Here is a 25,174-nt window from a genome sequence, read left to right as displayed (position 1 = left end):
GGCGTCCGGCAGGTGCGATACAATGATATCAAGGAGGATACGCCATGAATGCCCACGAAGACGGCAACGCTTTTATCGCCCGGCTGTTGGCGCTCGACCGGCAACGGCTGGCGCCGGACGGACGGCCGGATTACAACCGCCTGATCTTTTCGGTCAGCCCCTACCTGTTGCAGCATGCGGACAACCCGGTGAACTGGTATCCCTGGGGAGAAGAGGCATTTGCCCGCGCCAGGAGCGAGGACAAACCGATTTTTCTCTCCATCGGCTATGCCACCTGCCACTGGTGCCACGTCATGGCAAGGGAATCCTTTGCCGACCCGGCCGTGGCAGAGATCCTGAACCGGCACTGCATCGCCATCAAGGTGGATCGGGAGGAGCGGCCGGACGTGGACGACTGCTACATGACCGCGGCCCAACTCCTTACCGGGAGTGGCGGCTGGCCCCTGAACCTCTTTCTGACGCCCGACCGGCGTCCGTTCTTTGCCGCCACCTATATCCCGCCGGTCCCGCGCCATGGCATGATGGCCTTTCCCGAACTCGTGGAAAAGATTGTCGGGCTCTGGGCGCAGGAGCGGAGCCGGGTGGAGCGGAACTGCGCCCAGGTCCTGGACGGACTCCTGCAGTTTTGCGAACCCGCATTGTTGGAGGACCCGGAGCCTGGACTTGCGGACGCGGCCTACCGGCAGTTGGTCGAACTGTACGACCCGGTCTTTGGTGGCTTCGGCGGCGCTCCCAAATTTCCCATGCCTGCCTACCACGCCTTTCTGCTCTGGTATGGGAAGCAGCGCTGCAACCGGTCTGCTGCGGACATGGTCCTGGCGAGTCTTAGTGCCATGCGGGCCGGCGGGATCTTCGACCAGTTGGGCGGCGGGATGCACCGCTACAGTGTTGACCGGGAGTGGCTGGTGCCCCATTTCGAGAAGATGCTCTATGATCAGGCACTGCTGGCCGGCATCGCCCTGGATGCCCACATTGCAACCGGCGACCCGCTGTGCCTCGATCTGGCAGGAGAGATCATCAATTATGTGCTGCGGGACCTGGCAGCACCGAAAGGGGGCTTCTGCGCGGCAGAGGATGCGGACAGCGAAGGGGAGGAGGGAACCTTTTATCTCTGGCGTCGCAGCGAGATACTCGATCTGCTTGGCGAGGCTGAGGGGAGCCGTTGCTGCAGTCTGTTCGGGGTAACCGAAGGGGGGAACTTCGAGGGGCGGAACATCCTTCATCTCCCCGTTTCCCTTGAGGAGTGGGCGCGACAGGAGGGGGTGAGCCTCGAAGAGGCGAAGACCCTGGCGACCGGCTGGCGTGAACGTTTGTTGGCCACCCGTGACAACAGAATCCGGCCGCTACGGGACGGGAAGGTGGTCACCGCCTGGAACGGGCTCATGGTGGCGCCCCTGGCCAAGGGGTATGGCATTACCGGAAACAGGGCCTGGCTGGATGCGGCCAGGCAGGCCGTGCAGTTCATCACGACCGGACTCACCTCCCCGGCCGGTCGCCTGCTCCGCTCCCGGCACGCCGGGACCACCTCCGGCCCGGCATTTCTGGAAGACTACGTTGCGCTGGTCCAGGCGCTGCTGGAACTGCATGCCGTTACCGGCGAGGCATCGTTTCTCACCGATGCCGGTCGCTACACGCAGGAGATGCTGCGCCTCTTCGGAGACTCGCCGGGAGGGCTCCATGACGTAGGCTGCGACGACGAACAGCTGCCGGTCCGGATGATGGGGGGGAGCGATGGGGTGATTCCGGCCGCCAACGGGCTTGCCGCCCGGAACCTCTTGCGCCTGGCATCCCTGACCGGGGAAGGATCGTTCAGGGAGCGGGCCGAGGGTATCGTGCGGGCCTTTGCCGGGAAAATGGCCCGCCAGCCCGCCGGCTATCTGACCCTGATCAGGGTGGCGGAAGAACTCAGGTCGTGAATTTCAGCGCCAACGGGACCAGCTGTGACCGCGACGTGACATTGGTCTTTCTGAAAATCCGGCTCAGGTGCGCCTTGACGGTCTGTTCGCTGATGCTCAGTTTTTCGGCGATCTCCCGATTGCGCAAGCCCTGGGAGATGAGAACGATGATCTCCCGCTCCTTTTTGCTGATGGTTTCGTGCCGCTGGTTTCTGGCAATGGATTCCACGTGGGAAAGGAGGGCCTTCAGTTTGCCGTTGTCGATCCAGACCTGGCCGGAGCCGACAGCAAAGAGTGCTTTCCTGAACAGGTCGGTATCGGTATCGACGGCGATCACCCCGTCGATCCGGTGAGTAAGGAGGAGGTTGATGATCCGTTCTTCCTCGATACCGGTGTCTATGAGGAGTATGTTTGCCTTGGGCCACCGGGCCAACGGGTTCCTGGCAAGGGTAATGGCGTCAACAAGGATGGTGTCGGGGTTGAAGTCGTCGTTGGCAGTGTCGGCTGCGGCAATCTGCGCCCGAAATTCATCCGGGTAGTTGTGCAGGAGCTGGTGCACTGCCTGACAAAGCAGATGATTGGTGAGATTGATCAGGATAAGTAAGCGGTTATTTCCGCTGTGCCGTTCCATAACAGATCCTCCCGTTTCCAGGGACTCGATTCCAACGCAACGCGTTTCGTGGGAAACTGCTCACGGGCATGTGCCGAGCGTTTGCAAAGGCTATCCATTATAACCATGGAAGATTATTGAGCAAGTAAAAATGTGTCTTTTCTCATTGGTCCACTGTTGGGGATTTGGCTGTGGCTATACTGTTCACGTGGCTGAAAATGTACGTCCGGCAACGAAAACAGCACGACTAAATTGCCAACATCTCGGCTGATGTGTTAATACACCTAAGCTAACCAATTGCTCAGACAGGTGTCCATGTCGGAAAAAAAACAGATCGTCAGGGCTGCCGGTGTTCTCGGCGCAGCCACCATCATCTCCAGGATCATGGGGATGGTCCGGGATATAATGGTGGCCCGCCTCTTCGGGGCCGGCTTTGCCACCGATGCCTTCGTTGCCGCCTTCCAGATCCCCAACATGCTCCGCCGCTTCTTTGCCGAGGGGGCGCTTACCTCCGCCTTTGTGCCCACCTTTTCCGAATGCTATACCAAGAAAGGGACGGCAGAGGCCAGGGAGGTGGCGAACATCTGCTTTACCCTGCTCATCATCGTCATGGCCGTTGTAACCCTCCTGGGGATACTGTTTTCGCCCCAGATCGTCCTCTGCATGTTCCCGGGTTTTCGGGAGTTTCCGAGCAAGCTGGAACTGACGATTCTGCTGAACCGTCTCATGTTCCCGTACATCTTTTTCATCAGCCTGGTTGCCCTCTGCATGGGGGTCCTGAACACGGTCCGCCACTTCTTTACCCCGGCCATCTCCACCATCTTCCTCAATATCTCGATGATCCTCTCTGCATGGCTGCTTCATGACCGCTTCCGGGTCCCCATCACCGCCCTGGCTTTCGGGGTGCTGGTCGGTGGGGTGATCCAGCTCCTGCTCCAGTTGCCGGTCCTCTGGCGCAAGGGGTTTCCGATCCGCCCCCGTTTCGCCTTCGGCCATCCGGCGGTCAGGCGGATCGTGCTCCTCATGGGGCCGTCGATTTTCGGCGTGGGGGTCTACTACCTGAACATCACCGTCGGCAATATCCTGGCCTCTCTCCTCCCCCAGGGGAGTGTCTCCTATCTCTATTACGCCCAGCGCCTCTTCGAGTTTCCCCAGGGGATCTTCATCGTTTCCGTGGCCCAGGCGGTGCTGCCGTCTCTCAGCCGGCAGGCCGCCGAGGGGGACATGGCTGCCATGAAGGAGTCCCTGGCCTTCGGCCTGCGCCTCACCCTGTTCATAACCATCCCGGCAACCGTGGGGCTTATGGTCTGCGCCACCCCCATCTTCAGTCTCCTTTTCATGGTGGGGGAATTCGACTTCGGCAAGGCCCAAAATTGTGCCCAGGCCCTTGCCGCATACTCCACCGGACTTTCGCTGGTGGCCCTGGTCCGCGTACTGGTTCCGGCCTTCTACGCCCTCAAGGATACCCGGACCCCGGTTGTGACCGCCTTTGTGGCGTTCCTGCTGAATGCCCTCTTCAGCCTCGTGCTCATGGGGCCGCTCAAGCATGCCGGCCTGGCCCTTGCCTCCAGCCTTTCGGCCCTGGCGAATTTTTCCCTTCTCGCCTGGCTCCTGCGGCGCAAGATCGGTCCCTTCGGCGGCCGGGCCATTACCGGTGCCGGTCTGAAGGCGCTGGCCGCCTCCCTCCCCATGGGAGTCGTTGCGTGGTGGCTGATGGGGCTGACAGACTGGTCGCTCCACGGACAGAAGCTGGTCCATGCCGGGGTGATGGGGGGGACGGTTATCGTCGGCGCCGGCCTGTTTCTGCTTGTGGCGACCATGCTGAAAAGCGGCGAGGCGGTGGAATTGCTGGCCCTGGTGCGGAGAAAATTGGGGCGACAGTGACCTGACGGGAGTTCCGAAAGAGTGGCACTGCTAACTCACCGTGATGCTGAAGGTTTTTTGACCGGTTATGCACAGCTTGCTGACTTTTTGAAGTTTTTGTTGCCTGCCCACACAGCTGCCTTTCAATCTAACCATGCAGAACTACAGCATATGGTGAAACTTGTTGAAAATACTGGTGTTATTTCGTGCACACATTTTAGGCAGATAGTGAAAGGGCCATTTTCCGTGACCGTTTTCAAGGTTGTCCACATGCTTATCAACAGCTTTTCCACAGATTTTGTGGAAAAGAGCCGTTTCCGTTGAAAATACGTTAATTTTGTCGACCCGGCAGCGCCCGGTCGCCAGAGAGAGGAAGGGTCATGCTGGATGAAGAATTGAAGGCACAGTTGCAGCGGGTTCTGACGGCAGTGGAGCAGCTCCTGCCGAGACCGGTTGCGCCACTTGAATGGTCGACCTGTCCGGCGGCCAACTGGCGCCGCCGCTCCTTCAGCGGTTTCCTGGATCCGATCATGTCGTTTGCGTCCATGGGGCTGGACGACCTGCTGGGGATCGACCGCCAGAAGCAGGTGGTCGAGGAGAACACGCGCCAGTTCCTGGCCGGTTATCCGGCCAACAACATCCTCCTCTGGGGGACCAGGGGGACCGGGAAGTCCTCCCTGGTGCGGGCACTCCTCCAGGCCTACGCCCCGCAGGGGCTCCGGGTGGTGCAGGTGGACAAGAGCGATCTGGTCAACCTGCCCGACATCGTCGACCAGATCAGGAGCGAGCCGTACCGGTTCATTCTCTTTGCCGACGATGTCTCGTTCGAGACCGGCGAATCCAGCTACAAGGTCCTGAAGAGCGCCCTTGACGGCGCGGTCTATGCCCCGCCCGACAATGTACTGATCTACGTTACCTCCAACCGGCGCCACCTCCTGCCCGAGTACGAGAGCGACAACCGGGGGGCCATGCTGGTGAATAACGAGATCCACCACGGCGAGTCGGTGGAGGAGAAGATCTCTCTTTCCGGCCGGTTCGGGCTCTGGGTCGGGTTCCACCCCTTTACCCAGGATCAGTACGTGGAGGTCACCCGGCAGTGGCTGGAGCGGCTCTGCCAACAGAATGGCTGTCCGTTCAGTTGGAATGGTGATGTGGAGAAGGAGGCCATCGACTGGTCCCATGCCAAGGGGGACCGGAGCGGCCGGATCTCCTGGCAGTTCGCCACCCAGTGGGTGGGGCGCACGTTGCTGAGAAGCGGGGAAAGGTGATCGGTGACGAGGTTGGGAGCTGGTGCCATGCAACTGATTTGTTGGGTTACGGTGATACAATCGCCTAACCCAACCTACGTCAGTTAAAGAGTTACAGTGTGCCGGCCCCCTGCCGCTCCTTTTCCTTTGCTTCCTGCCAGAGCGCTTCCATCTCGTCCAGCGTTGCGTCCTTCAGATTGACCCCCCGGCGGTGCAGGGTCTCTTCCACATGGGTGAATCGGGTAGTGAAGCGGGCAATGGTCTTTCCGAGGGCATCCTCCGGGTTCACCGAGATGAACCGTCCCAGGTTGACGATGGCGAAGAGCAGGTCTCCCAGCTCGGCTTCCATCCGCTCCTGGTCCCTGTCCGTCAGGGTCTCCTCCAGTTCGTGAAGTTCTTCCAGTACCTTGGCAAAGACCTGGTCCACGTGCTCCCAGTCGAAGCCGACCCGGGCCGCTTTTTCCGTGATCTTCTGGGCCTTGAGCAGGGCCGGCAGGTGGGGCGGTACCCCGGCCAGGGCGGAACGCCGTTCTTCACCCTTTTCCTCTTTCTTGATCTTTTCCCAGTTGGCCACCTGCTCGTCGCTGGTCCTGATCTGCTCGTCGCCGAAGACGTGGGGATGGCGGCGGACCAGCTTGTCCGCCAGGGTCTCCAGGACATCGTCGATGGTGAAGGTGCCGCGCTCCTCGGCGATGGCGGCATGGAAGAGCGGCTGGAGGAGGAGGTCACCCAATTCCTCCCTGAGGAGTGCGTCATCCCTGGTGTCGATTGCCTCGATCACCTCGTAGCACTCTTCCACCAGGTACCGTTTGAGTGAGTCGTGGGTCTGCTCCGCGTCCCAGGGGCAGCCACCTGGTGCCCTCAGGCGGCGCATGATGCTCATGGCGCGGTTGAAACGGTCGGAATTACTGGTCATGGGTACTCTCCGGATGGGGATTGTTGAGGTCGTGATTGATGTTGATTTAGACGTTACCGTGCAGGATGTAAAGAGATTTCTCGGCCGGCCGCATCCTCCTTCTCCTTGCCCCCTTGGCTGGTTCTGTGCTAAAAGTCACAGACCACGTGTGAGGAGGGTTATTCATGGCTATTGCCACCAAAATACAGAACTCCATCGAGAGTGCTTCATGGATCAGGAAGATGTTTGAAGAGGGAGAGCGTCTCCGTGCCCAATTCGGCACTGAGAATGTCTACGACTTCACCCTGGGCAACCCCAACATCGAACCTCCGGCCCGCTACTACGAGGAGCTCAGGAAGCTGGCCAATGAGCCGCTTCCCGGTATGCACCGCTATATGAGCAATGCCGGCTACGAGGAGACCCGGGCCGCAGTGGCGGCACAGCTGGCCGAATCCTCCGGTCTGCCGGTCGGCGCATCCCACGTGGTCATGACCGTCGGAGCGAGCGGCGCTCTGAACGTCGTCCTCAAGACCATCCTCAATCCGGGCGATGAGGTGATCATCCTCACCCCGTACTTCGTCGAGTACAAATTCTACATCGACAACCACGGCGGGGTCCCCCGCGAAGTCTGGACCGATCGTGACACCTTCCAGATGGAACTGCCGGCCTTGGCCGCGGCCATCAACCACAAGACACGGGCGATCATCATCAACACTCCCAACAACCCGACCGGGGTGATCTATCCTGCCGAAACCCTGCAGAAGCTGGGGGAGTTGATCCAGCGCAAGGAACGGGAACTGGAGCGGCAGATCTATGTCATCTCCGACGAACCGTACGCCCGGATCGCCTATGACGGTCAGCAGGTACCGAACATCTTCCCGTACGTGGACAACGCCGTCATCGTCACGTCCCACTCCAAGGACCTGGCCCTGCCCGGGGAGCGGATCGGCTACCTGGCTGCCAACCCCCGCATGACCCACATCGACCTGTTCATGGAAGGGGCGGTATTCTGCAACCGGACCCTGGGGTTCGTCAATGCCCCGGCCCTCATGCAGCGGCTGGTCGCCAAGCTCCAGCACGAGTCGGTGGATATCGGTGCGTACCAGGCCAAGCGCGACCTGCTCTATGACAGCCTGACCGGCCTCGGGTTTAAGATGGTGAAGCCGGACGGCGCGTTCTACCTGTTTCCCAAATCGCCGCTTGCCGACGACGTGGCCTTTGTCAGGATGGCCCAGAAACACCATGTCCTCCTGGTGCCGGGAGCGGGCTTCGGTGCGCCGGGGTATTTCCGGATCGCCTACTGTGTCGATTCGGAGATGATCCGGCGGAGCCTGCCGGCCTGGGAGGCGCTGGCCGGAGAGCTGGGACTGAAAAGGTCGTGAGGAGTCGGGAGTGAGGGGTGAGGAGTTAATCCACGCTGGAAAGGTCATTCAATGAGCGCAACCATCCTGATCGTCGATGACGAGGAGAGCATCAGAACCTCCCTGGCCGGGGTTCTGGAAGATGAGGGATACCGGACCGTCTTTGCCGTGGACGGCCTGGAGGCGTTGGCAGCCATCGAGACCGAACTGCCGGACCTGGTCCTTCTGGACATCTGGATGCCCCGGATGGACGGGATGGAGACGCTGCAGCGGCTGAAGGAAAAAAAACCGAGTCTGACGGTGGTCATGATCTCCGGTCACGGCACCATCGAAACGGCAGTCAGGTCAACCAAGCTGGGTGCCTTTGACTTCATCGAAAAGCCGTTTTCCCTGGAAAAGGTACTGGTCACCGTCAGAAACGCTCTCGGCATGACCCGCCTGGCGGAGGAGAACTCATCCCTGCGGACCATGCTCCTGGGCGACCTGGAGATGATTGGCGAGACCCCGGCCATGCACCAGTTGAAGGAGCATATCGGGCTGGTGGCCGAAACTGCCGCGTCGGTGCTCATTACCGGCGAGAACGGGACCGGTAAGGAGTTGGTGGCCCGCGCCATACACTCCCTGAGCCCGCGGCGGGCCAAGCCGTTCGTGGAGATCAACTGCGCCGCCATCCCTGAAGAACTGATCGAAAGCGAGCTGTTCGGTCACGAGAAAGGGGCGTTCACCGGCGCACTGGCCCAGAAGAAGGGGAAATTCGACCTGGCCGATGGCGGGACGATCTTCCTGGACGAGATCGGCGATATGTCCCTCAAGACCCAGGCCAAGGTACTGCGCATTCTCCAGGAGCGGAAATTTGAACGGGTCGGCGGCACCAGGACCATTGACGTGGATGTGCGGATCATTGCCGCCACCAACAAGGTGCTGGAAGACGAGATACGGAGCGGTGCCTTTCGGGAGGATCTCTACTACCGGCTCAACGTTGTTCCGTTCGTGGTGCCGCCGCTGCGGGAGCGCAGTGACGATATCCCCCTGCTGGTCGGCCATTTTCTCGACCTTTACTGCCGTCGCGAGGGACGCGAGCCCAAGATCATGGTTCCGGAAACCATTGAACTGTTGAAAGCCTACGACTGGCCGGGAAATATCAGGGAACTGAAAAACCTGATCGAGCGTCTGGTGATCATGGCCCCGGGAAACACCATCACCCCTAATCACCTTCCCGATTACCTGGTCACCGCCCAGGTCTGCCGCCCTCAAGGCGGCGCCAGGCTGGATTCCATGCTGGAGTTTCCGTCGCTACGCGTGGCGCGGGAGGAGTTCGAGAAGGAGTTTATCATCCAGAAGCTGGAGGAGTTCCAATGGAACATCAGCAGGACCGCCGAGGCGATCGAGCTGGAGCGGAGCAACCTGCACCGGAAGATCAAAAGCTATGGCATCGATATGGAGCATATCCGCAAATAGACCCGTTTCCCTGCATACTTATATCCTCCCCATGGTTGATTGCGCAGCTTTCCTTTTCCGCCCGAGGTGTTTTCCTGTTGCGCCGTGCCTCGCTTACCATTGTTTGACGGTATTTATTTAATTGTTTATAATTCACTTTCGTTATTGACGCCGGACTGGCGCATGTACGATCGGATGGAGGAATGTATGCGGTTTCTACTGCTTGCTGTCGTTCTTGTTTGCTTCTGGAGCGGTCCTGCCTGCGCTGACGGCACGGCCTCGGCCGATTTCACGACAGGAATGAAGGCGTATGATGATGGCGATTATGCCACTGCCATTCGGGAGTTCCGGATCGACAACAGCGCCAGGGCCAATTTCATGCTCGGCCAGATGTATGCCGACGGGAAGGGGGTGCGGCGGGCGGACAAGAAAGAGGCTTTGCGCTGGTACCGGAAGGCCGCCGAACAGGGGCATGGGCGCGCCCAGTACATCCTGGGAACTGCGTTCTCCATTGGTGACGGCGTCAAGGCCGACAAGCGCGAGGCGCTGAAATGGTTCCGCAAGGCGGCCGAACAGGGGGGTGCCGATGCCCAGTTTCAGACCGGCCGCCTCTATGCACAGGCCAAGGAGATGAAGGAGGATCATGCCGAGGCTGCCAAGTGGTACCGCAAGGCAGCGGAGCAGGGGCACGCGGTTGCTCAGGAGGAACTGGCCGAACTGTACGAGAAGGGGGAAGGGGTTCCCCTGGACCGGAAGGAGGCCATGATCTGGTACCGCAAAGCCGCCGAAGCCGGGAATGTGCGCGCCCAGTTCAGTCTGGGTGAGCTCTACGAGCGAGGGGGCAGCCAGGACCGCCTGACCGAGGCCCTTGTTTGGTACCGGAAGGCGGCGGAAAAGGGGTTCGTCAAGGCCCAGTTCAAGGTGGGGTACCTGTATGACCGCGGCGAAGGGGTTGCCCGAAATGCCAGGGAAGCCATCAAATGGTATCGGAAGGCTGCCGACAAGGGGTTGGGGGCGGCCCAGTTCAATCTCGGCCTGCTCCACTATTTCGGGGATGGCACCGGGCAGGACTACAAAGAAGCGGTCAAGTGGTTCCGCAAGGCGGCAACCCAGGGCGAGGCCGATGCCCAGTACAACCTCGGCCACCTCTATGAGGAGGGGGAAGGGGTCAGAAAAGATCCGAAAGAGGCGGCCACCTGGTATCGGAAGGCGGCGGAGAAGGGGCACGACAAGGCCCAGTACGCCCTTGGCCTCTTTTACTACAATGGCGAAGGGGTCAAGCTCAACCGGGAAGAAGGTATCCGCTGGTTCCTCAGGGCGGCCGAGCAGGGAAACGAAGATGCGCGCCGGATCATGGAGACGATTGGCAAGCATATTACCGCGCCCGGAAGCTTGCGCCAGTAACCCGGAACGTTGGCGCGGACTCTTCTCATCGGCCTGCTGGCCGTACAATTGATGTCAGGCGGCTGCGCCTCACTCCGGGACGCCGTCATTCGAGGAAGGCTTATGGACCACCGGTATCAACGGAATACCCTTCCAACGTTCATGAATTCCTACCGGCTGAAAATGGAGAACAGTGTTACACCACCCCCTCGTATCGAACCGGCCCCGGATGGGATGGACAGGGGGTGAATTTGGTGACTGGGGGGGCCGTTGGAATTATCTCAAACTGCGAGGGGGCTACTATGACTATGATCGTATCACTGAATCGACTGTTTCTGGGTATGGTTGCACTTTTTGCCCTGGCAGGGACGGCTGCGGCCGAACCGGCGGTATTCGACTTCAACCGCGACTTTTATCCCTTCTACCCGTCACTTATCCAATGGAACAAGTCCAACGTGCCGTTTACCCCCCCACAGACCTGTGGACAGTGCCACCAGCAACAGTATCAGGAGTGGAACGGCTCGGTGCACAGCCTGGCGTTCCTGGATCCGGTCTATCAGGGTGAGCTGAACAAGGCGGTGAAGGCGGTGGGGCACGATATCACCCGCCAGTGCGAAGGGTGTCATTCCGCGGCCGGCATGGTGACCGGGGAGATCAAGGGCCCGGGCCTGGCGGGGTTGTCACCCATGGCCTTGAGCGGCGTTTCCTGCGATATTTGCCATTCGGTGAGCGGTGTCACCCACTGGCAGACCCCGTCCCACGAGCCGGAAAACGGCTCGCTGATCCTGACCACGGGGGGGCAGGACAAACCGGTGAAGCGGGGGCCGTTCAAACCATCCCCCGAATGCGGTGGCGGGTTCCACGACTGCGAGCAGACATCGTTTCATCTCAAGGCCGATCTCTGCGCCTCATGCCACCAGGTCTACCACTACGACTCACACTTTCCGCTGGAAGCGACCTACAACGAATGGAAGCACGGGCCGTACGCTCAGTTGGATATACTCTGTCAGGACTGCCACATGGTGGACATGAAGACCTTCCGGGAGGCGGCCGACACCTTCAGGAAGCCGGCCCGGGGAGAGTATCGGCATTACTTCAACGGCGCCAACTATCTTCTGACCTACCTGTCGGCCGGCGCCGCCAAAAAGACCGGCGACCAGCAGCTTGCCAAACGGCTCATGGCCCAGTACGACATGGCGGTGGAGAGGCTGAAGAGCGCTGCGGAACTGGACGTGGAGCCGGTATACCGGAATGGGGGGCTGGCTGAACTGCGGGTGCGGGTGAAAAACGTGCGGGCCGGCCACAACCTCCCCACGTCGTTGACCAATGTGCGCCAGATGTGGCTTGAGGTGACCGCCCGGGACGAGAAGGGGGAACTGCTGCTGTCAAGCGGCACGGTGCAACCCGATGGCACCCTGCCGGATGATGCCAGGCTCTTCAATTCGGACGGGATGGGCAAGGATTTCCACTTTGCCGTTGATCCCTGGGTGGTGACCTCGTTCTCCCGCCACGACACGATCCCGCCCCGTGGCTACAAGGATGTTTTCTACGGTCTCACGCCGCCCGCCGGGGTGAAGCAGGTCTCCCTGGAGGTAAAACTCCGCTACCGCCAGGCCGATCAGAAGGTTGCCGAAGCACTGCTCGGCGCAGTTCCCAAGGATATGGACCTGAAGGCGATTTACGGGCTGGACAAGGTGCCGCAACTGCCGATAGTCGACATGGTCGTAAAGACTGTCGCTGTCCGGGTGCGGAAATAACGCTGCCAGCTTTGTCCTGAGTAAATCCAACCGAATTACCCCTCGTAGATACGCTCCCCGGCTGTGCTGAAATCGTAGCCGGGGAGTTTCGTTTCACTCGCCTGCCGTCCATACTAATCGTCAGTCTGAACGAATAACGACAGCAACTTCCTTGAGCTCTATTCTCACCCCTCTACCTGCGAAGTACGTACACATCCGCTGCCGATTGCTGACAATCCCATTTCCAGGCTGTCCTGATCCCTCTTTGGGTATGTCGGAATATTTAACATCTTGGTGTTAACCGGGAAATCAGACTGGTAACTACTGGGTGTAACAGTGTTTTGTTTTGTGGTCTGGTAATTGCTACCAGGTTAAAAATATCAATAAAAAAAGTTTATTTGTATAAATTAATGAGTAGGCTATGCTTGGAGGTAGTCAATATGAAAACAAGAATGAAGTGGCTGGCTTTGTTCTGGGTGGTGGGAGCGTTCCTGCTGGCACTGAGTGGCGTTTGGGTACGTGAGGCTGCGGCGGTCCCGGTTTCGGCCATGAACGGCCTTGACGGGTGGACTGGTTCTTATCTTGCTGATTCAATAACCCCGAACACTCCAACAAGCATCACAGTTTCATCCGCTTCTCTCTATACCCAGGGTATCAATTCTGGGATATTCCTGACCTCGATCTCCAACGACATCAGCTTCGATGCAACGGGATCACTCCAGTTTGATCTTTCTCTTAGTATTCTTCCGACCCCGGATGACAGGGGTAGTAGTTATGATCAGACCGTCAGAGATTTCCTTAATTTTTCATTTTTAGGATCAGACGGAAGCTTCGCGTTTCTGGATTCCTGGAACACCAGCACGTTGCCAGGCGTTTCAGGCACACTTAACTTTGGAACAATCACCTACGACATCTCCACGTTACGTGGAAGTAGCGGTTCCCTCTACTTTGACCTTAACGACCAGGATGACGGCCTGTACACCAAAGCCGTAATCAGCAAGCTAGCTTTTGTCCCCGCCCAGGTGGCACCTGTTCCCGAGCCTTCCACTATCGTTCTCCTTGCCGCAGGGGTCTGCGCTCTGGGGATAAGGATGCGTACTCGCAAACCGGAAACGCCCTGAATAAATCAGTTCTATAAAATTTATTCGTCTCATTCGCTGCACCATTGACCGCGCATGTACTTCATTACATGGACTCGTGATATCTGCTTGATGAGGTGATACATGAACACGGATATTTATCCTGAAGACCAGTTTGAGTCACATTGGGGAATGAAACATCTTCTGCAGATAGCCACTACCATATTCGTAGTGGCTTTTTGTGTTCTTCCATCCGTATTTGCAGAGAATGTGACAACCTATACCACCCTTACAAAGACCAACGAGGTCTCCACTCTGAATCGCGTTACCATGATCTCAACCACCTCAGTTGACATCACGATCCGGAATTCATCTGCTTCAGTTATAAGATCACCTCTACATGCGGTGATAGAGATCAGTGCTTCAGGCGTTACCATGCCTAACGCCCTTGGAGGCCCCGGTACCTCCATTTATGGCGGGAAATACTATTACGATCTCACCCCGCAGCTAACTGCAGGCGAGTTCCGGCCTCAAACCACAGTTATCTTCAACGCCCGATTTGTACGACCTGCAGCAGTCAGATTCACCTACAATGTGTTAATTAACGGGACGCTCCCTTCTCCCAACCAGCCTCCAACCGCCAACGCCGGGCCGAACCAGACCATTACCCTGCAGCCCGGCCAGACGACGGCGAACGTGACGCTCAGCGGGAGCGGCAGTGACCCGGACGGTACCATCGCGTCCTATGCCTGGGCCGGCACCCCGAAGCCGGCCGACCTGGCCGGCCCCACGCTGGCGCTCGGCGTCGGCACCTACACCTTCACCCTGACGGTGACCGACAATCAGGGGGCCGTCAGCGCCCCTTCCCAGATGACCGTCACCGTCAACCCTGTCCCGAACCGGTCGCCGACCATCACCACCGCTACGCTCCCCGACGGCCACTCCGGCAGATCGTACAGTACGCCTGTCACGGCTCTTGACCCTGATGGCGACGTACTCACGTTCTCTCTTCTCGCCGGTGCACCGGCCGGCATGACCATCAGTCAGGCCGGTGCCCTCAGCTGGCTGCCGGGGGCAGAAACAGAAGGGAATACCTATCCGGTATCGGTGAGCGTCAGCGACGGCAGGGGGGGGACCGACAGCAGGCAGTATAGTGTAAAAATTCCCGACACTACCCCGCCGAGCGTCTCCCTTTCGGTCCCGAAAGAGGCGATACCAGGTTCTTCATTCCCGCTGGTTCCCAGTGCGACAGACAATGTCGGTGTAACCGAGGTCCGGTTGCTGGTGGATGGCCAGGTGGTGAAGACATTTGCGGCTCCGCCGTATCGCCATGACTTCACCCTGCCGGCACTGAAATCGGTCGGGTCTGTGGTGGCGTTCAGGGTCGTTGCCGTCGATGCGGCCGGCAACAGCGCCGAGGCGGCTGCTTTACTCACCATTGCCGGAATCCCTGACACTACCCCACCCACCGTTTTCCTCAAGGCGCCGGCCACCGTCACCCCGGGGAGCACGATTGTTCTTTCTGCCGTTGCGGCCGACGACCAGGGGATTGCCCTTCTTACCTTCTACCTGGATGGCGTCCAGGTAGGTACGGCAACCCAGCAGAGCCCGTCGGTGACCGTGGCGCTGTCGCCGACGCTTCAGGATGGCGCGACAGTCGGGTTCTCGGTGAAGGCGGAGGACTTCAGCGGCAACAGTGCCACCGACCAGGCCCGGGCAACCGTGGTAGCTCAGGCCCTGGCCGACACCACCCCCCCGATTGTCGTGCTGACCGCCCCCCCATCGGTGGAGCAAGGGCTCTCCATTCCGGTTACGGCCGATGTGACCGACGACACCGGCGTGGCCCTGGTGGAGGTCTTTCTCAACAATACCAAGGTTCGGACCTTCCCGAACGGCGGCACCCTGTCGTTCGATCTGGCCTTCCCCCAGGGAAGCCTGGCGGGAGACGATCTGCTGATCGAGGCAAAGGCTGTCGACTTTTCCGGCAACAGGGCCGCGGCCAGCCGGGTGGTCCGCGTCACAGCCCCGCTCGTGCGCCAGGGGCTTTTGACCGGTGCCGTGTATGACGACAGCAACGGCCTGCCGCTGGCCGATGCCACGGTGATGCTGAGTCTGGCCGGTAACCCCGATCAGACGGCAACCACCGACAGCCGCGGCCGGTATGCCTTCGTTGCCGATGAGGGAAGCGGCCGGCTGACCGTGACCAAGGCCGGCTTCACCAGGGTTGACCGTCCGAACCTGTCATTGGTCGTCAACCAGGGGCGCCGAGTGTTCGATGCCCGCCTGACACCGCTCAACATCGGCGGCAAACTGGTGGCGGCCGTTCAGGGTGACACCCTCACCAGACCGTTTACCGGCAGCGGCGCCGGCATCTCGTCGGCATTGAAGAAGGCCGGTTTTTCCGGATCACCTGTTGCCGTCATGACCCTCGTGCTCGGTCCGGGAGCACTGGCGGCCGACCAACGGCTCACCCTGACCCAGGTCGGCGCCCAGGGTCTCCAGGGAAGACTGCCGAACGGCTGGTCGCCGGTTGCAGCCTTCGATCTGCAGCCGCATGGCATCGCCTTTGCCGCGCCGCAGTCGGTAACCGTGCCGAACCTCTTCGGCGCCGGCGTGAGCGGTCCGTTCTCGCTCGTTCGCTGGGATGAAGGCGCCGGTCAATGGCAGGTGGCGGCGGGAGGCACGGCTTCCTCCGACGGGACGACCGTTTCGACCGCACTGTCCGGAACAGGGGAGTACGCCCTGGTTGTCCGTGACAGCTCACTCGCTGCCGCTACCCTGCCGGAGGTCGGCTCGCCACTGCCGGCCGCAGCGCTGTTGCCGGTGCCCCAGGATATCGCCCCGCTGGTCACCCCTCAGCCCAAGATCATTTTCTATCGGCCCGGCGTCAAGTCCGAGGTGGGAACCGGGCTCGGCAATCCGGCACCGCTGGTGAGCGGCCGGGCAATCTGGGCCAATATCGCCGAAGAGTACAATTTCTACTCCAAGGACCACCTGGTCGGCGAACCGTTCAACCAGGACATAGCGCTCTTCACCTTCGGCCTGCCGGGGCGCGAACTGCTGGCCGACTACCAAGTCTCGCCGTCGCTGCCGTTCAACGGTCTGGTCCTTGAGAAGGGGATCATCACCGTCACCGCCACCATCCCGCCGGACAACGCCGATACGGTTGCTGTCATCGGCCCGCAGGGGGGGACCCTTACCAGTCCGACCGGCGAGGCCATCACCTTCCCGGCCGGCGCCGTGCAGCGTTTCATCCCGGTTACGCTCAAACCGTTCAATCCGCTCGCTGCCGGCCTTTCGCTGCCGAACGGCTTTGAATCGCTCGGCGGGGTTGTCGTTTCGTTCAGCGGCGGCGTTCTGGGGCAGCCGGCGATCTTGTCGCTGCCGCTCCCGAACGGGTTCGTCAATGACGGCGACCTGTTGCTGGTCAAGGTGGTGGATCTCCTCGCCAGCACCCGGCTGTCCCTGGCCGGCGTCGGCAAGGTGGAGGGCAACCGCCTGATCACCTTCTACGACCTGAACGGCGACGGTCAGGTGCGGTTCCCCGGCCTCCTGGGCGAAGGGCGTTACCTGCTGTTGAAGACAAAGCTTCCCGTCGGCTATGGTATCGGCACGGTCACCGGCATCGACGCATCCCCGTTCAACGGGGCACTGGTTTCCGGTGACAACCTGCCGCTGGTGGCTCTCTCCGGGGCAGGGGGTAACTATACGGCGGCAGTCGGCGCCGGGAACTTCACCCTTACCGCCCTCGATCCGGTCAAGCTGGACAAGGGGATCGGTGCCGCCAGTGTGGCTATCAAAGGGTACGTCAAGGTCGATCTTTCCCTGAAGATAGAACCGCCGGCCGTTGCCTCGGTCACGCCGGCCAACGGCGCGACCGACGTGGCGCTGGCCGACCCGGTGAGGATCCGCTTCTCCGAGTCGGTCGATCCGGCCACGGTGACGGCTTCTGCGGTCACCCTCGCCAGTCCGGCCGGTCTGGTCAGCGGGACCCTTTCCCTCAGCGGCGACGGCCTGGAGGCGACCCTGCGTCCGGCGGCAGCGCTTGAGCCGAACACTGCGTACACCATTACCGTTGCCGCCACCATCCGCGACCTGGCCGGCTACACTATGGTCTCACCCTTCACCGCCGGCTTCACCAGCCTCAATACCAATCCGCCGCCGGCGCCGCCGGCCGGCAGTGTGACCGCAACCATCCCATCGGCAGGGGGCACCACAACAGTCTCAGCCACGCAGGGTACGGCCGGACTGCATGACGCTGTTTTTATCATCAACCAGACTACCGGCGCCCGGAATCAGGTACAGGTAGATCCCGACGGCGGTTTCAGTGTAGGTATTCAGGCCGGGCTCAAAGACAGGCTGGTAATCACCATCACCAACCCTGCGGGGATTACCACATCCGTACCTCTGGAAGGATTCCGGGAGATAAAACCGGATGGCAGCGTGGTTGGAGCGGTCGGTCCTGAAGGGGGTAGAATCCGTGGGGGGAATGGAATATTCCTTGATGTTCCCAAGGATGCATTCCCTGAGACTGCATTGGTCCGATTCAAGGTGCTGTCGGAGGCCGATCTGGGCGTATCTGCGCCTGCATCATTCCCGGTTGTGACTGCTTTTGAAATTGAATCCTCGGTTACTCCACAGGTCTATCTCAATGTCTCTGCACCCATGAACGAAGGCGTTGATCCCCGAACAAACGGCATGGTTGTCAAGGTTGTGGACGACTTGGGGACACCGGCATTTTCCGTCGTCGATACTGCCAAAATCATAAATGGCCGACTGGCAACTTCTTCCCCTCCCTGTCCAGGCATTACAGACCGTACCGGCCGCTATGCCATGCTGATGAATGATGACCAGAGGATGCGCTACCAGACGGTGCTCACAACACTCTATCCCAACAAGTATGTCAATTACAGTGTCATAATCAGACCATTTTTCTCTGATGCAACCGGGTCTGGTGGCTTCATGATTCCGTTTTTCAATTTTATTCTGAAAACTGATGTTACTGAAAGTGCGGCTTACAACTCGCTGTGCATGCCGGTGCCTCCAAACCAGAAGGCGTCATTCATTTTTCAGGATGCCCGAGACGGCAAGATAATAAAGTCCATTCCGGTTGATAATACCTCAGCAGGCGGCAGCAGCCTTTCCATAACCTACGTTGACAAAAATGACAGCGCAGCACCGGAAATAGTCGATACCGGCCCTGCGAACAAAACGCTTTCGCCATCAAACCGAAGTCTGGTCCTCCGGTTCAATGAGCCTATGTCGGATAAAAGCTTCAAAGACAATGCAAAGATCATTCTCGCAAAGGACTACGATCTTTTTCTGAAAACGACAGGTCCAAATAATCTGGTATTCCCTTTCAATGTTACATTCTCCGAGAATAATTCCGTAGCCACCATCACCCCTTCACAACTGCTGCCGATGGGGAATCGTTTTTACCTGCTACTGGACAAGATTACTGATACAGCTGGCAACAAGATCAAACTTCCTTATATCGAGTTTTTCTCTTCGAAGCCCCGTCTGATTTTTCCGGCAGGCGCTGATCGGATGGACAAGAGCAAGGTTGCCTTCGACCTGAGCCTCAGCACTGCTTCCGTCGGGGGCATAGCTTTCAGCGATGTGGATTTCTTTACAACACCTGCGGCGGCATCGCCTGACGGCAAATGGCATACCAATGTCCTTGGTCTCAACGGCAGTTATGTGAACCTTAGGTACAGGATATTGGCCATTGATGCCTCTGACCCCACTATGCCCAAAGTGCTCTCGGCATATCCAGCCGGCAACAAATATGCGCTCAAGATCCAGTATATCAAGGACTCATCATTCAATACCCGGTCAGATTCATCTTCTCAATGGCAGAAAAGAAAAATGTATAAGCTGCAGAGAGACCCGAGTCTGAAAGTCTGTGCCGACACATCTGTCAAAGAGGATGCAGACCGTCTCGACCGCTGGAGGACCAAGAACGGGTGCGGTCCCACATCGAGTCCCAACTCATCGGATTGTCTGGAAACTGTTACCAGCGGGTGCGGAGACCTTGCCGTTGTTTCAGGGTACGACTCCGTTTACAGCCTGCTCTGGTCTTATGATGTTACCAATCTTTCCGGTGTTCAGCTTATGGGGTCCCGCCTGCTGAGTGACAATGGGGAGATGTTGAGTTACCCGCGGAAAAGGTGGGCTCCGGCCGGTTTTGGCATGGCCAAACGCTTTGGGCTCCTTTCTCCAATGGATATTGACCATAATGGTGTAAGCAATGCGGGGACTATGGGTGCATTCGTTGCCGTTCCCGGCATAGGCCTGGAACTGGTGGATGTTGGAGCGAATGTCCCGCCAATTAATGATTTTGTAGAAAGAGGGATTACCGGAACGCCACTTACCCGGAATGAAAAACTAGGAGTATTCCAGGGGCTCTATTATCAGGATGCTGCTGTCCTGGGGAACAAAGTGATGGCTATTGCCGGCGACAGGTCAAACGGGACAGGTATCCAGACACTCGAGACTTTTGACACTGCACTCACTTCGTCCTCTTCCGTACTGGCATTACCCAATATTCCAAACAGGATGACGATTGCCGAGAACTTCCTTGCCTACGACGACAATGGTGACGGGAAAGATGAACAGCACGATTATGCCTTCATAACCGGCTATGACGGAGGCATTTCTGTTGTTGAAATACCCCGGAACAATTCGAGTCCCCAGCTAGTCGCCTTCCTGAAGACTCCAAAAGGGACACTGACCAAGCATATCGAAGTTGATCCGGTGGACAGGGTTGCCTATGTGAGCGCCTCATACTCGGATAGTGGGACACAGGTACATGCACTGCTTGTCGCAGATGTTTCGAGGATAGGCTCGAATGTCCAGGCAAGGCTTGATACCGATGGATGGGATACGAGGATAATCGGCAGAATTCCGGTTCAGACGCCGGCCTCAAACTCTGTTGCTCTTAACGGATTCAGGCTCGACCGTCAGCGTGGCCTTCTTTATGCGGCCATCGATGGCGGTTTTGAAGGAGACGGTCTGGCAGTTTTCAGGATTGCGGAGTGTGCCGATATTGGTCTGGATTTCAATGATCCTTCGAGTTCGATAACAGTTCCTGCCGTGGTAGAGAAAAAGGCGCTCCAGCAGGCAATTACCAAGGGGCTTGCACTGGCACAGAGTAAATGTGGGGCAGACAACCTGAAGAACATGACAATGCTTGAACAGGGGAGCGGCGCCTGCGTATGGACCGGCAAATGCCAGTCAAACTACCAGCCGGGCATCAGCGACCATGACTATGAACTGTTCTTTACCAGCGCAACACCTGATGATAAGCGTCAATGCGTGACCAAGGCACTGTCGGATCAATTCAGGGACGACGCCAGCAAAGAACTTACTCCCATAATTGTTGACGGATATCGCCTGACCTTCCCGGACATAACCTTTTATTCAATGTCCAGGGAGGAGTTCGAATCGGCACAACTTAATGTAAACCCTCCTCCTGGATCAACACCTGGCGATGCAATCGGTGACATGGGTCTGGGACGACAGATGCTGCTTCTGAAATGGCTGATAGAAGGTGCGTATGTCGATCTTGGCACCACTCCCAACCCTCTTCAGGGCAAGTCCCTCATGGATATACTTAAACTTCTCCGCACCCAGGTTGACGGTGAGCCATCCGGAATCAAGCGTCTGGAAGGATTTGAATGGGCCAGGCTGCAGGAGTCGGAAATATACAGCTCAGGCGCACTAATCAGGCTTCTGGGAGATGGCAAACCAGGAACTACACTGAATCATTCACTGGACAAGGATCTGCACAAGGTCGGCAAGGCCGGGATCCGGGCAGTACTTGCCCGGATGATCGCCAACAAGCTTGCCAACAGCATGATTCTCAGCAATGCCAACGGCAACATACATCTTGATGGCCTTGCATGCATAGACGCCAGCTCAAGCCCTCTGCCGATATACTGGTCTGAAGAGCCATGTGATTCCTTTGAACATTTCGTTGCCAGTCAGGCAGCGCGTATAACACGTGACACCGGTCTGAACATCTTCACCCTGGACCAGATAAAGGATCTTGTCTACCCTCTGTACCGTATAAAGGCCGGGAAAGACCAGCTTGACACTGATCAGAAGGCTAACGATTTCATTGCCAGGGCATTCAATTTTATTTCCAGTGTTACTGCTGGAGGTGGCGAGGCAAAATCAGTTTATGATTCAACGCTTCCTGTAGACAAGAACAGCGCCCAGCGTCAGTCCAACATGGCCAGCGTGACAGACAGAACCGACAAAGCGAAAAAGAACGGAAAGAAACAGATCGTTCCACGTTTCTTCAATAAGGGAGACAAAAACTCGGAAGATACATTCATCAGGATGTATCTCCCTGACCCTGTCGGCGAAGAGACCATGAAACTGACTGCTGGAGCCTCCTCTCTGCTTGATACCAAGAAGATCCCGGACCCAGCCGATCCCAACAAAAAGATAGAAAAGAAATATTTCACCATTGACAAGATTGACCAGACCAGTTCAGCAACCAGCAGTTGGGTCAGTTTCCTTGCAGACCTTCCTGAAAAGAGGAATGAAGAACCGGATCGTATCAACAACTGGACAAAGGTTTTCTACTATGTGCTCGACCCGGCGAATCCTGCTGTGCCTGTACCATTTGCAGCCACATTGCCGATTGCTGATCCGAAGAAAGATCTTCAGACTCCAGACAATGTCTGTCTGATTAAAAAGGCTTCAATCCGCATCGAACAGACATTCAAGGTCAAGGGAGTAGTAATTGCACCCCCCTTTGTATATGCCGGGGGAGATTGCGGAACCGTAGAGTCCAGGGTGACCAATTCCAGCGGGCAGACCCTGAAAGATGTGCAAATTTACAGTGCTCTTGACAAGAAGACCTACACCATCAGCAGCATTGCCGATGGCGATTCCAAGACGTTCTCCTTTGATTACTGCCCAGGCAAGACACCTGCAGTGGAAACCTCTTTCTTCATACCGACGGCCAACGACAGCAATGGCAATCCTACACCGGTGGGAATTTTCGCTCCAGCCATGGAGATCGAGACCCGCTGCCCCATTCAGATCGAATCTCTTGAACAAGATCCTAATCCCAAAGTATCCGAAGTCATGCTGGGTGGTACGTTCTATCGTTACTACAGGTTGATGGATCATCGCGAAGATCCGGCAAAACCGGTGGCCGCTAACGAAGTTGTGGCAACGTTTGTCGGAAAGAAGACAAATGGTGCGAGCTTCCTTATCGACAAGAAATACATTACGAACTCCCAGGGTTTTGTAACGCTTCCTGATTCAGAAAATCCGGATAAGGAAGTAGGTATGGCCGTACCGTGGTCTATCTGGGACGAGACAACAATCCTCAATAACAATTATTCGGTAAACGCCACGCTGAAAGCGACCGTAGACAGCAAGACCTGTAGCGAACAGGTTGATTTTACGGCCAAAAGAAAACCGCTTGATGTCCGCAGTTCCATTAAAGCCGGAGCGGCCATCGATCTGGCGAGCAATTTCGGAACGCCCAGACTATCCCTTGGTAGTGGAGCCAGCCTTGAAGTTGCCTTTATCGGGCAGCGAAACGGGACAACCGAAAACTATTCGTCCCTTTCAGTTGCCAGGAGCATGAATGTAAATGCTGGTGTCGGGCTTAAGTCGACCGTTGCAGACATGAAGATCATGGCTGGCGGATCAATAGGCGTAGAAGGTCCGACAGCAGGCGTTGCCGCAAAGCTGACAGTCAGTGCGGGCGACAAATATTCTTTCCCGCTACCGCTTTCAGCAGCAGACAAGACCAAGGTGGATGGACTTATCGTGGATACTCTCCTGGAAACAATGGGACCCGCTATCGGGCCTATAGGCACAGGATTTTCCAAAGCGCTTCAGTTGATTAACGGCTATGTAACCGACTTCAGCGCTGCACGTGATTCGAGGTCAGTGGGGATGGCTGCAGAAGTGTCAGGTTCCGTGACCCTCGCATCCTTCAAAATAAGGCTTCCGGGGTCCAATTTCGATAGCCCGACGGTCAACGTCGATGTCGGTGGGGGGGGCAAGGTCGGTTTCAACATTACTGTCGAAGACCTTATAAAGCAGAAAAGCACGTCATCATCCATAGGTTTATCGGGTGAAGTAAACTTCGCATCAAACTTGAAAATAGGTCTTTCTGACCGTTCATGGTCAGATATGCTTCATGATGACTGGGATAAGTATCAGAAGTGGAGTTTTACCAAGACGTTAGACAAGCTTGCCACTGGAGATGCCACACTTTCTTCAGCCATATCATTCAAGTTTGTCCAGAATAACGAGCAGAATATGAAACCGACTTTGCTGGAGATGACCTTGCAGGGCAAGAAGTCATACGGCCTGAAATTCCTCGGTAATACCATAATTGACAATGGTCCTGGCAACAAATGGAATCAGGTCATATCCATCAAGGACGATGCCGAAATCATCAGGACAATTCAGAAAATCAATTCCATCAAACTGCTTGTGGACAAAACCAATGCCTATCTGCAGGCAATCCCCTATGTAAACGTGGTTTCATCTGTTGTCGGCCCCCTATTGATAATGAAAGAGGCTGCAGACGTCATCATTGATGCAACAACTGCTGAATACTCTTTCAAAAGAGAAGCAGGCAATTCGACTGCCTTCCCGATTGGCATCAAAGCCGAGTTCGGGGCAGGCGGCGAGTTGAAATTCACTCTGAATGCCGATTATGCCGATTCCATAACCGACATCAAGGGGGTGAAAAGAGGGGGGCTGCCGTTCAAACTGGAAGATTACACAATGGTACCCCTTGATTATCCGACGTTGGGGGGATCCCTCGACAAGCTTGACGGGATTTACCTGACTGATCCTGAAATAAAGGCAGGTTTCCATCCGGTTACCGTCGATCCGAAGAACAAGACTGTCAAAAGCACCGGTTCAGCTGAAATTCGGCTTCAGAACGACGCCGACTTCACACTGATCAAAGGGATTGCGGCTTATGATTTCACGCCGGTCCAGGGGCCTGTCGAGCCACATCAATACAGCTCAATTGACGTGTCAGGTCCGGCAGGCAAGCCCCATTACGGGATTGGTGGATTCCAGCACATCCTCTCAACCGGAACAGATCTCTCGGTTCCGTCCACTCTCATCATGAACTATCATGACGAAGAGGTGGCTAGTTTCGACAAATCGACACTGAAGCTCTACTATTTCGATCCGGTTACCAACGAATGGAGTCCCGTAAGCGGAACTCATGACCAGACCCAGAAAACAATCACTGCTCAGGTCACTAAAACTGGTCTCTACACAATAGCTCCGCCTATGCCTGCCGGCAAAATCCTGTGGACTCTCGAGAGCCTTGTCAGAAACAGTGTCGATACCCCGGATGAATCTGCGACAGCAACTTTCACTGCCCAGGTTCCTTCCCAGAACGATGGCACTCCTGTCACAGCCGAAGTACTTTACCATGTCACAAGTGCGGTTCCATCATCTATGAACCAGAGTGGGGCTATCCCCTATGGCAAGATTCTGTCACCTGATGAGCGAAGTGATATCAAAGGTACTCAGCTGAAGGTCGCTGCAGACGGAAAACTGCATCTTTCCGTCCTTTTCCAGGGCAAGGCTGAACTGGCACGAATTGTTTCATTCTCTGATATCGGCACGGCATACAGTGACCAGATGATTACATTGGAATGAA

At 57.3% G+C, this 25,174-nt stretch carries 12 protein-coding genes; 10 read left to right on the top strand and 2 right to left on the bottom strand.

The window, feature by feature from the left end; translation table 11 throughout:
- Positions 1-44 precede the first annotated feature (44 nt).
- Entirely contained in the window at positions 45-1,916 is a 1,872-nt protein-coding gene (locus JN12_RS03950; RefSeq protein WP_145018476.1) for a thioredoxin domain-containing protein, read from the top strand.
- On the opposite strand, the gene JN12_RS03945 is transcribed toward JN12_RS03950, so the two are convergent.
- The gene (locus JN12_RS03945) at positions 1,906-2,526 is read right to left on the bottom strand and encodes a helix-turn-helix transcriptional regulator (RefSeq protein ID WP_145018473.1); all 621 of its coding nucleotides are present in this window, start codon (positions 2,524-2,526) and stop codon (positions 1,906-1,908) included. The two genes, JN12_RS03950 and JN12_RS03945, sit on opposite strands and share 11 nt — an antisense overlap.
- Positions 2,527-2,820: 294 nt before the next feature.
- On the opposite strand from JN12_RS03945, the gene murJ reads away from it, so the two are divergent.
- Genes murJ through JN12_RS03930 form a run of 3 tightly spaced genes read left to right on the top strand, consistent with a single transcriptional unit; the run spans position 2,821 to position 5,636 of the window.
- Complete coding sequence (gene murJ / locus JN12_RS03940; RefSeq protein WP_145018470.1) at positions 2,821-4,389, top strand: murein biosynthesis integral membrane protein MurJ; 1,569 nt, start codon at positions 2,821-2,823, stop codon at positions 4,387-4,389.
- Between the two features lie 21 nt (positions 4,390-4,410).
- Entirely contained in the window at positions 4,411-4,692 is a 282-nt protein-coding gene (locus tag JN12_RS03935) for a hypothetical protein (RefSeq protein ID WP_145018467.1), read from the top strand.
- A gap of 56 nt (positions 4,693-4,748) precedes the next feature.
- Positions 4,749-5,636: an ATP-binding protein gene (locus tag JN12_RS03930; protein ID WP_145018462.1), complete on the top strand. Its 888-nt coding sequence runs from the start codon at positions 4,749-4,751 to the stop codon at positions 5,634-5,636.
- Between the two features lie 91 nt (positions 5,637-5,727).
- Here the strand turns inward: JN12_RS03930 and mazG are convergent, their stop codons facing one another.
- The gene (gene mazG / locus JN12_RS03925; RefSeq protein WP_145018459.1) at positions 5,728-6,531 is read right to left on the bottom strand and encodes a nucleoside triphosphate pyrophosphohydrolase; all 804 of its coding nucleotides are present in this window, start codon (positions 6,529-6,531) and stop codon (positions 5,728-5,730) included.
- Positions 6,532-6,695: 164 nt separating this feature from the next.
- On the opposite strand from mazG, the gene JN12_RS03920 reads away from it, so the two are divergent.
- The 6 genes from JN12_RS03920 to JN12_RS03895 all read left to right on the top strand — a co-directional run bounded on the left by JN12_RS03920 (position 6,696) and on the right by JN12_RS03895 (position 25,173).
- Positions 6,696-7,892, top strand: a complete 1,197-nt coding sequence (locus JN12_RS03920) for a pyridoxal phosphate-dependent aminotransferase (RefSeq protein ID WP_145018456.1) — start codon at positions 6,696-6,698, stop codon at positions 7,890-7,892.
- A gap of 51 nt (positions 7,893-7,943) precedes the next feature.
- Positions 7,944-9,329, top strand: a complete 1,386-nt coding sequence (locus tag JN12_RS03915; protein WP_145018453.1) for a sigma-54-dependent transcriptional regulator — start codon at positions 7,944-7,946, stop codon at positions 9,327-9,329.
- Between the two features lie 186 nt (positions 9,330-9,515).
- Positions 9,516-10,712, top strand: a complete 1,197-nt coding sequence (locus tag JN12_RS03910) for a tetratricopeptide repeat protein (RefSeq protein ID WP_170241838.1) — start codon at positions 9,516-9,518, stop codon at positions 10,710-10,712.
- A 281-nt stretch (positions 10,713-10,993) separates the two neighbouring features.
- Positions 10,994-12,448, top strand: coding sequence for a cytochrome c family protein (locus JN12_RS03905; RefSeq protein ID WP_170241837.1), 1,455 nt, complete (start codon positions 10,994-10,996; stop codon positions 12,446-12,448).
- A gap of 419 nt (positions 12,449-12,867) precedes the next feature.
- On the top strand, positions 12,868-13,548 hold the full coding sequence (locus JN12_RS03900; RefSeq protein ID WP_170241836.1) for a PEP-CTERM sorting domain-containing protein: 681 nt from the start codon (positions 12,868-12,870) through the stop codon (positions 13,546-13,548).
- Between the two features lie 393 nt (positions 13,549-13,941).
- Positions 13,942-25,173, top strand: a complete 11,232-nt coding sequence (locus JN12_RS03895) for an Ig-like domain-containing protein (RefSeq protein ID WP_145018444.1) — start codon at positions 13,942-13,944, stop codon at positions 25,171-25,173.
- Position 25,174: the final 1 nt, after the last annotated feature.

The sequence above is a fragment of the Geobacter argillaceus genome, assembly GCF_007830735.1.
GTDB classification, from domain to species: Bacteria; Desulfobacterota; Desulfuromonadia; order Geobacterales; family DSM-12255; genus Geomobilibacter; species Geomobilibacter argillaceus.
Note: the sequence above shows the minus strand (reverse complement) of the source record. Positions and strands in the feature narration are given on the sequence as shown.

Coding starts and splice junctions, on each gene's coding strand:
- JN12_RS03950 (WP_145018476.1), top strand. CDS start 45: ATGAATGCCCACGAAGACGGCAACGCTTTTATCGCCCGGCTGTTGGCG.
- JN12_RS03945 (WP_145018473.1), bottom strand. CDS start 2,526: ATGGAACGGCACAGCGGAAATAACCGCTTACTTATCCTGATCAATCTC.
- murJ (WP_145018470.1), top strand. CDS start 2,821: ATGTCGGAAAAAAAACAGATCGTCAGGGCTGCCGGTGTTCTCGGCGCA.
- JN12_RS03930 (WP_145018462.1), top strand. CDS start 4,749: ATGCTGGATGAAGAATTGAAGGCACAGTTGCAGCGGGTTCTGACGGCA.
- mazG (WP_145018459.1), bottom strand. CDS start 6,531: ATGACCAGTAATTCCGACCGTTTCAACCGCGCCATGAGCATCATGCGC.
- JN12_RS03920 (WP_145018456.1), top strand. CDS start 6,696: ATGGCTATTGCCACCAAAATACAGAACTCCATCGAGAGTGCTTCATGG.
- JN12_RS03915 (WP_145018453.1), top strand. CDS start 7,944: ATGAGCGCAACCATCCTGATCGTCGATGACGAGGAGAGCATCAGAACC.
- JN12_RS03910 (WP_170241838.1), top strand. CDS start 9,516: ATGCGGTTTCTACTGCTTGCTGTCGTTCTTGTTTGCTTCTGGAGCGGT.
- JN12_RS03905 (WP_170241837.1), top strand. CDS start 10,994: ATGACTATGATCGTATCACTGAATCGACTGTTTCTGGGTATGGTTGCA.
- JN12_RS03900 (WP_170241836.1), top strand. CDS start 12,868: ATGAAAACAAGAATGAAGTGGCTGGCTTTGTTCTGGGTGGTGGGAGCG.
- JN12_RS03895 (WP_145018444.1), top strand. CDS start 13,942: ATGCCTAACGCCCTTGGAGGCCCCGGTACCTCCATTTATGGCGGGAAA.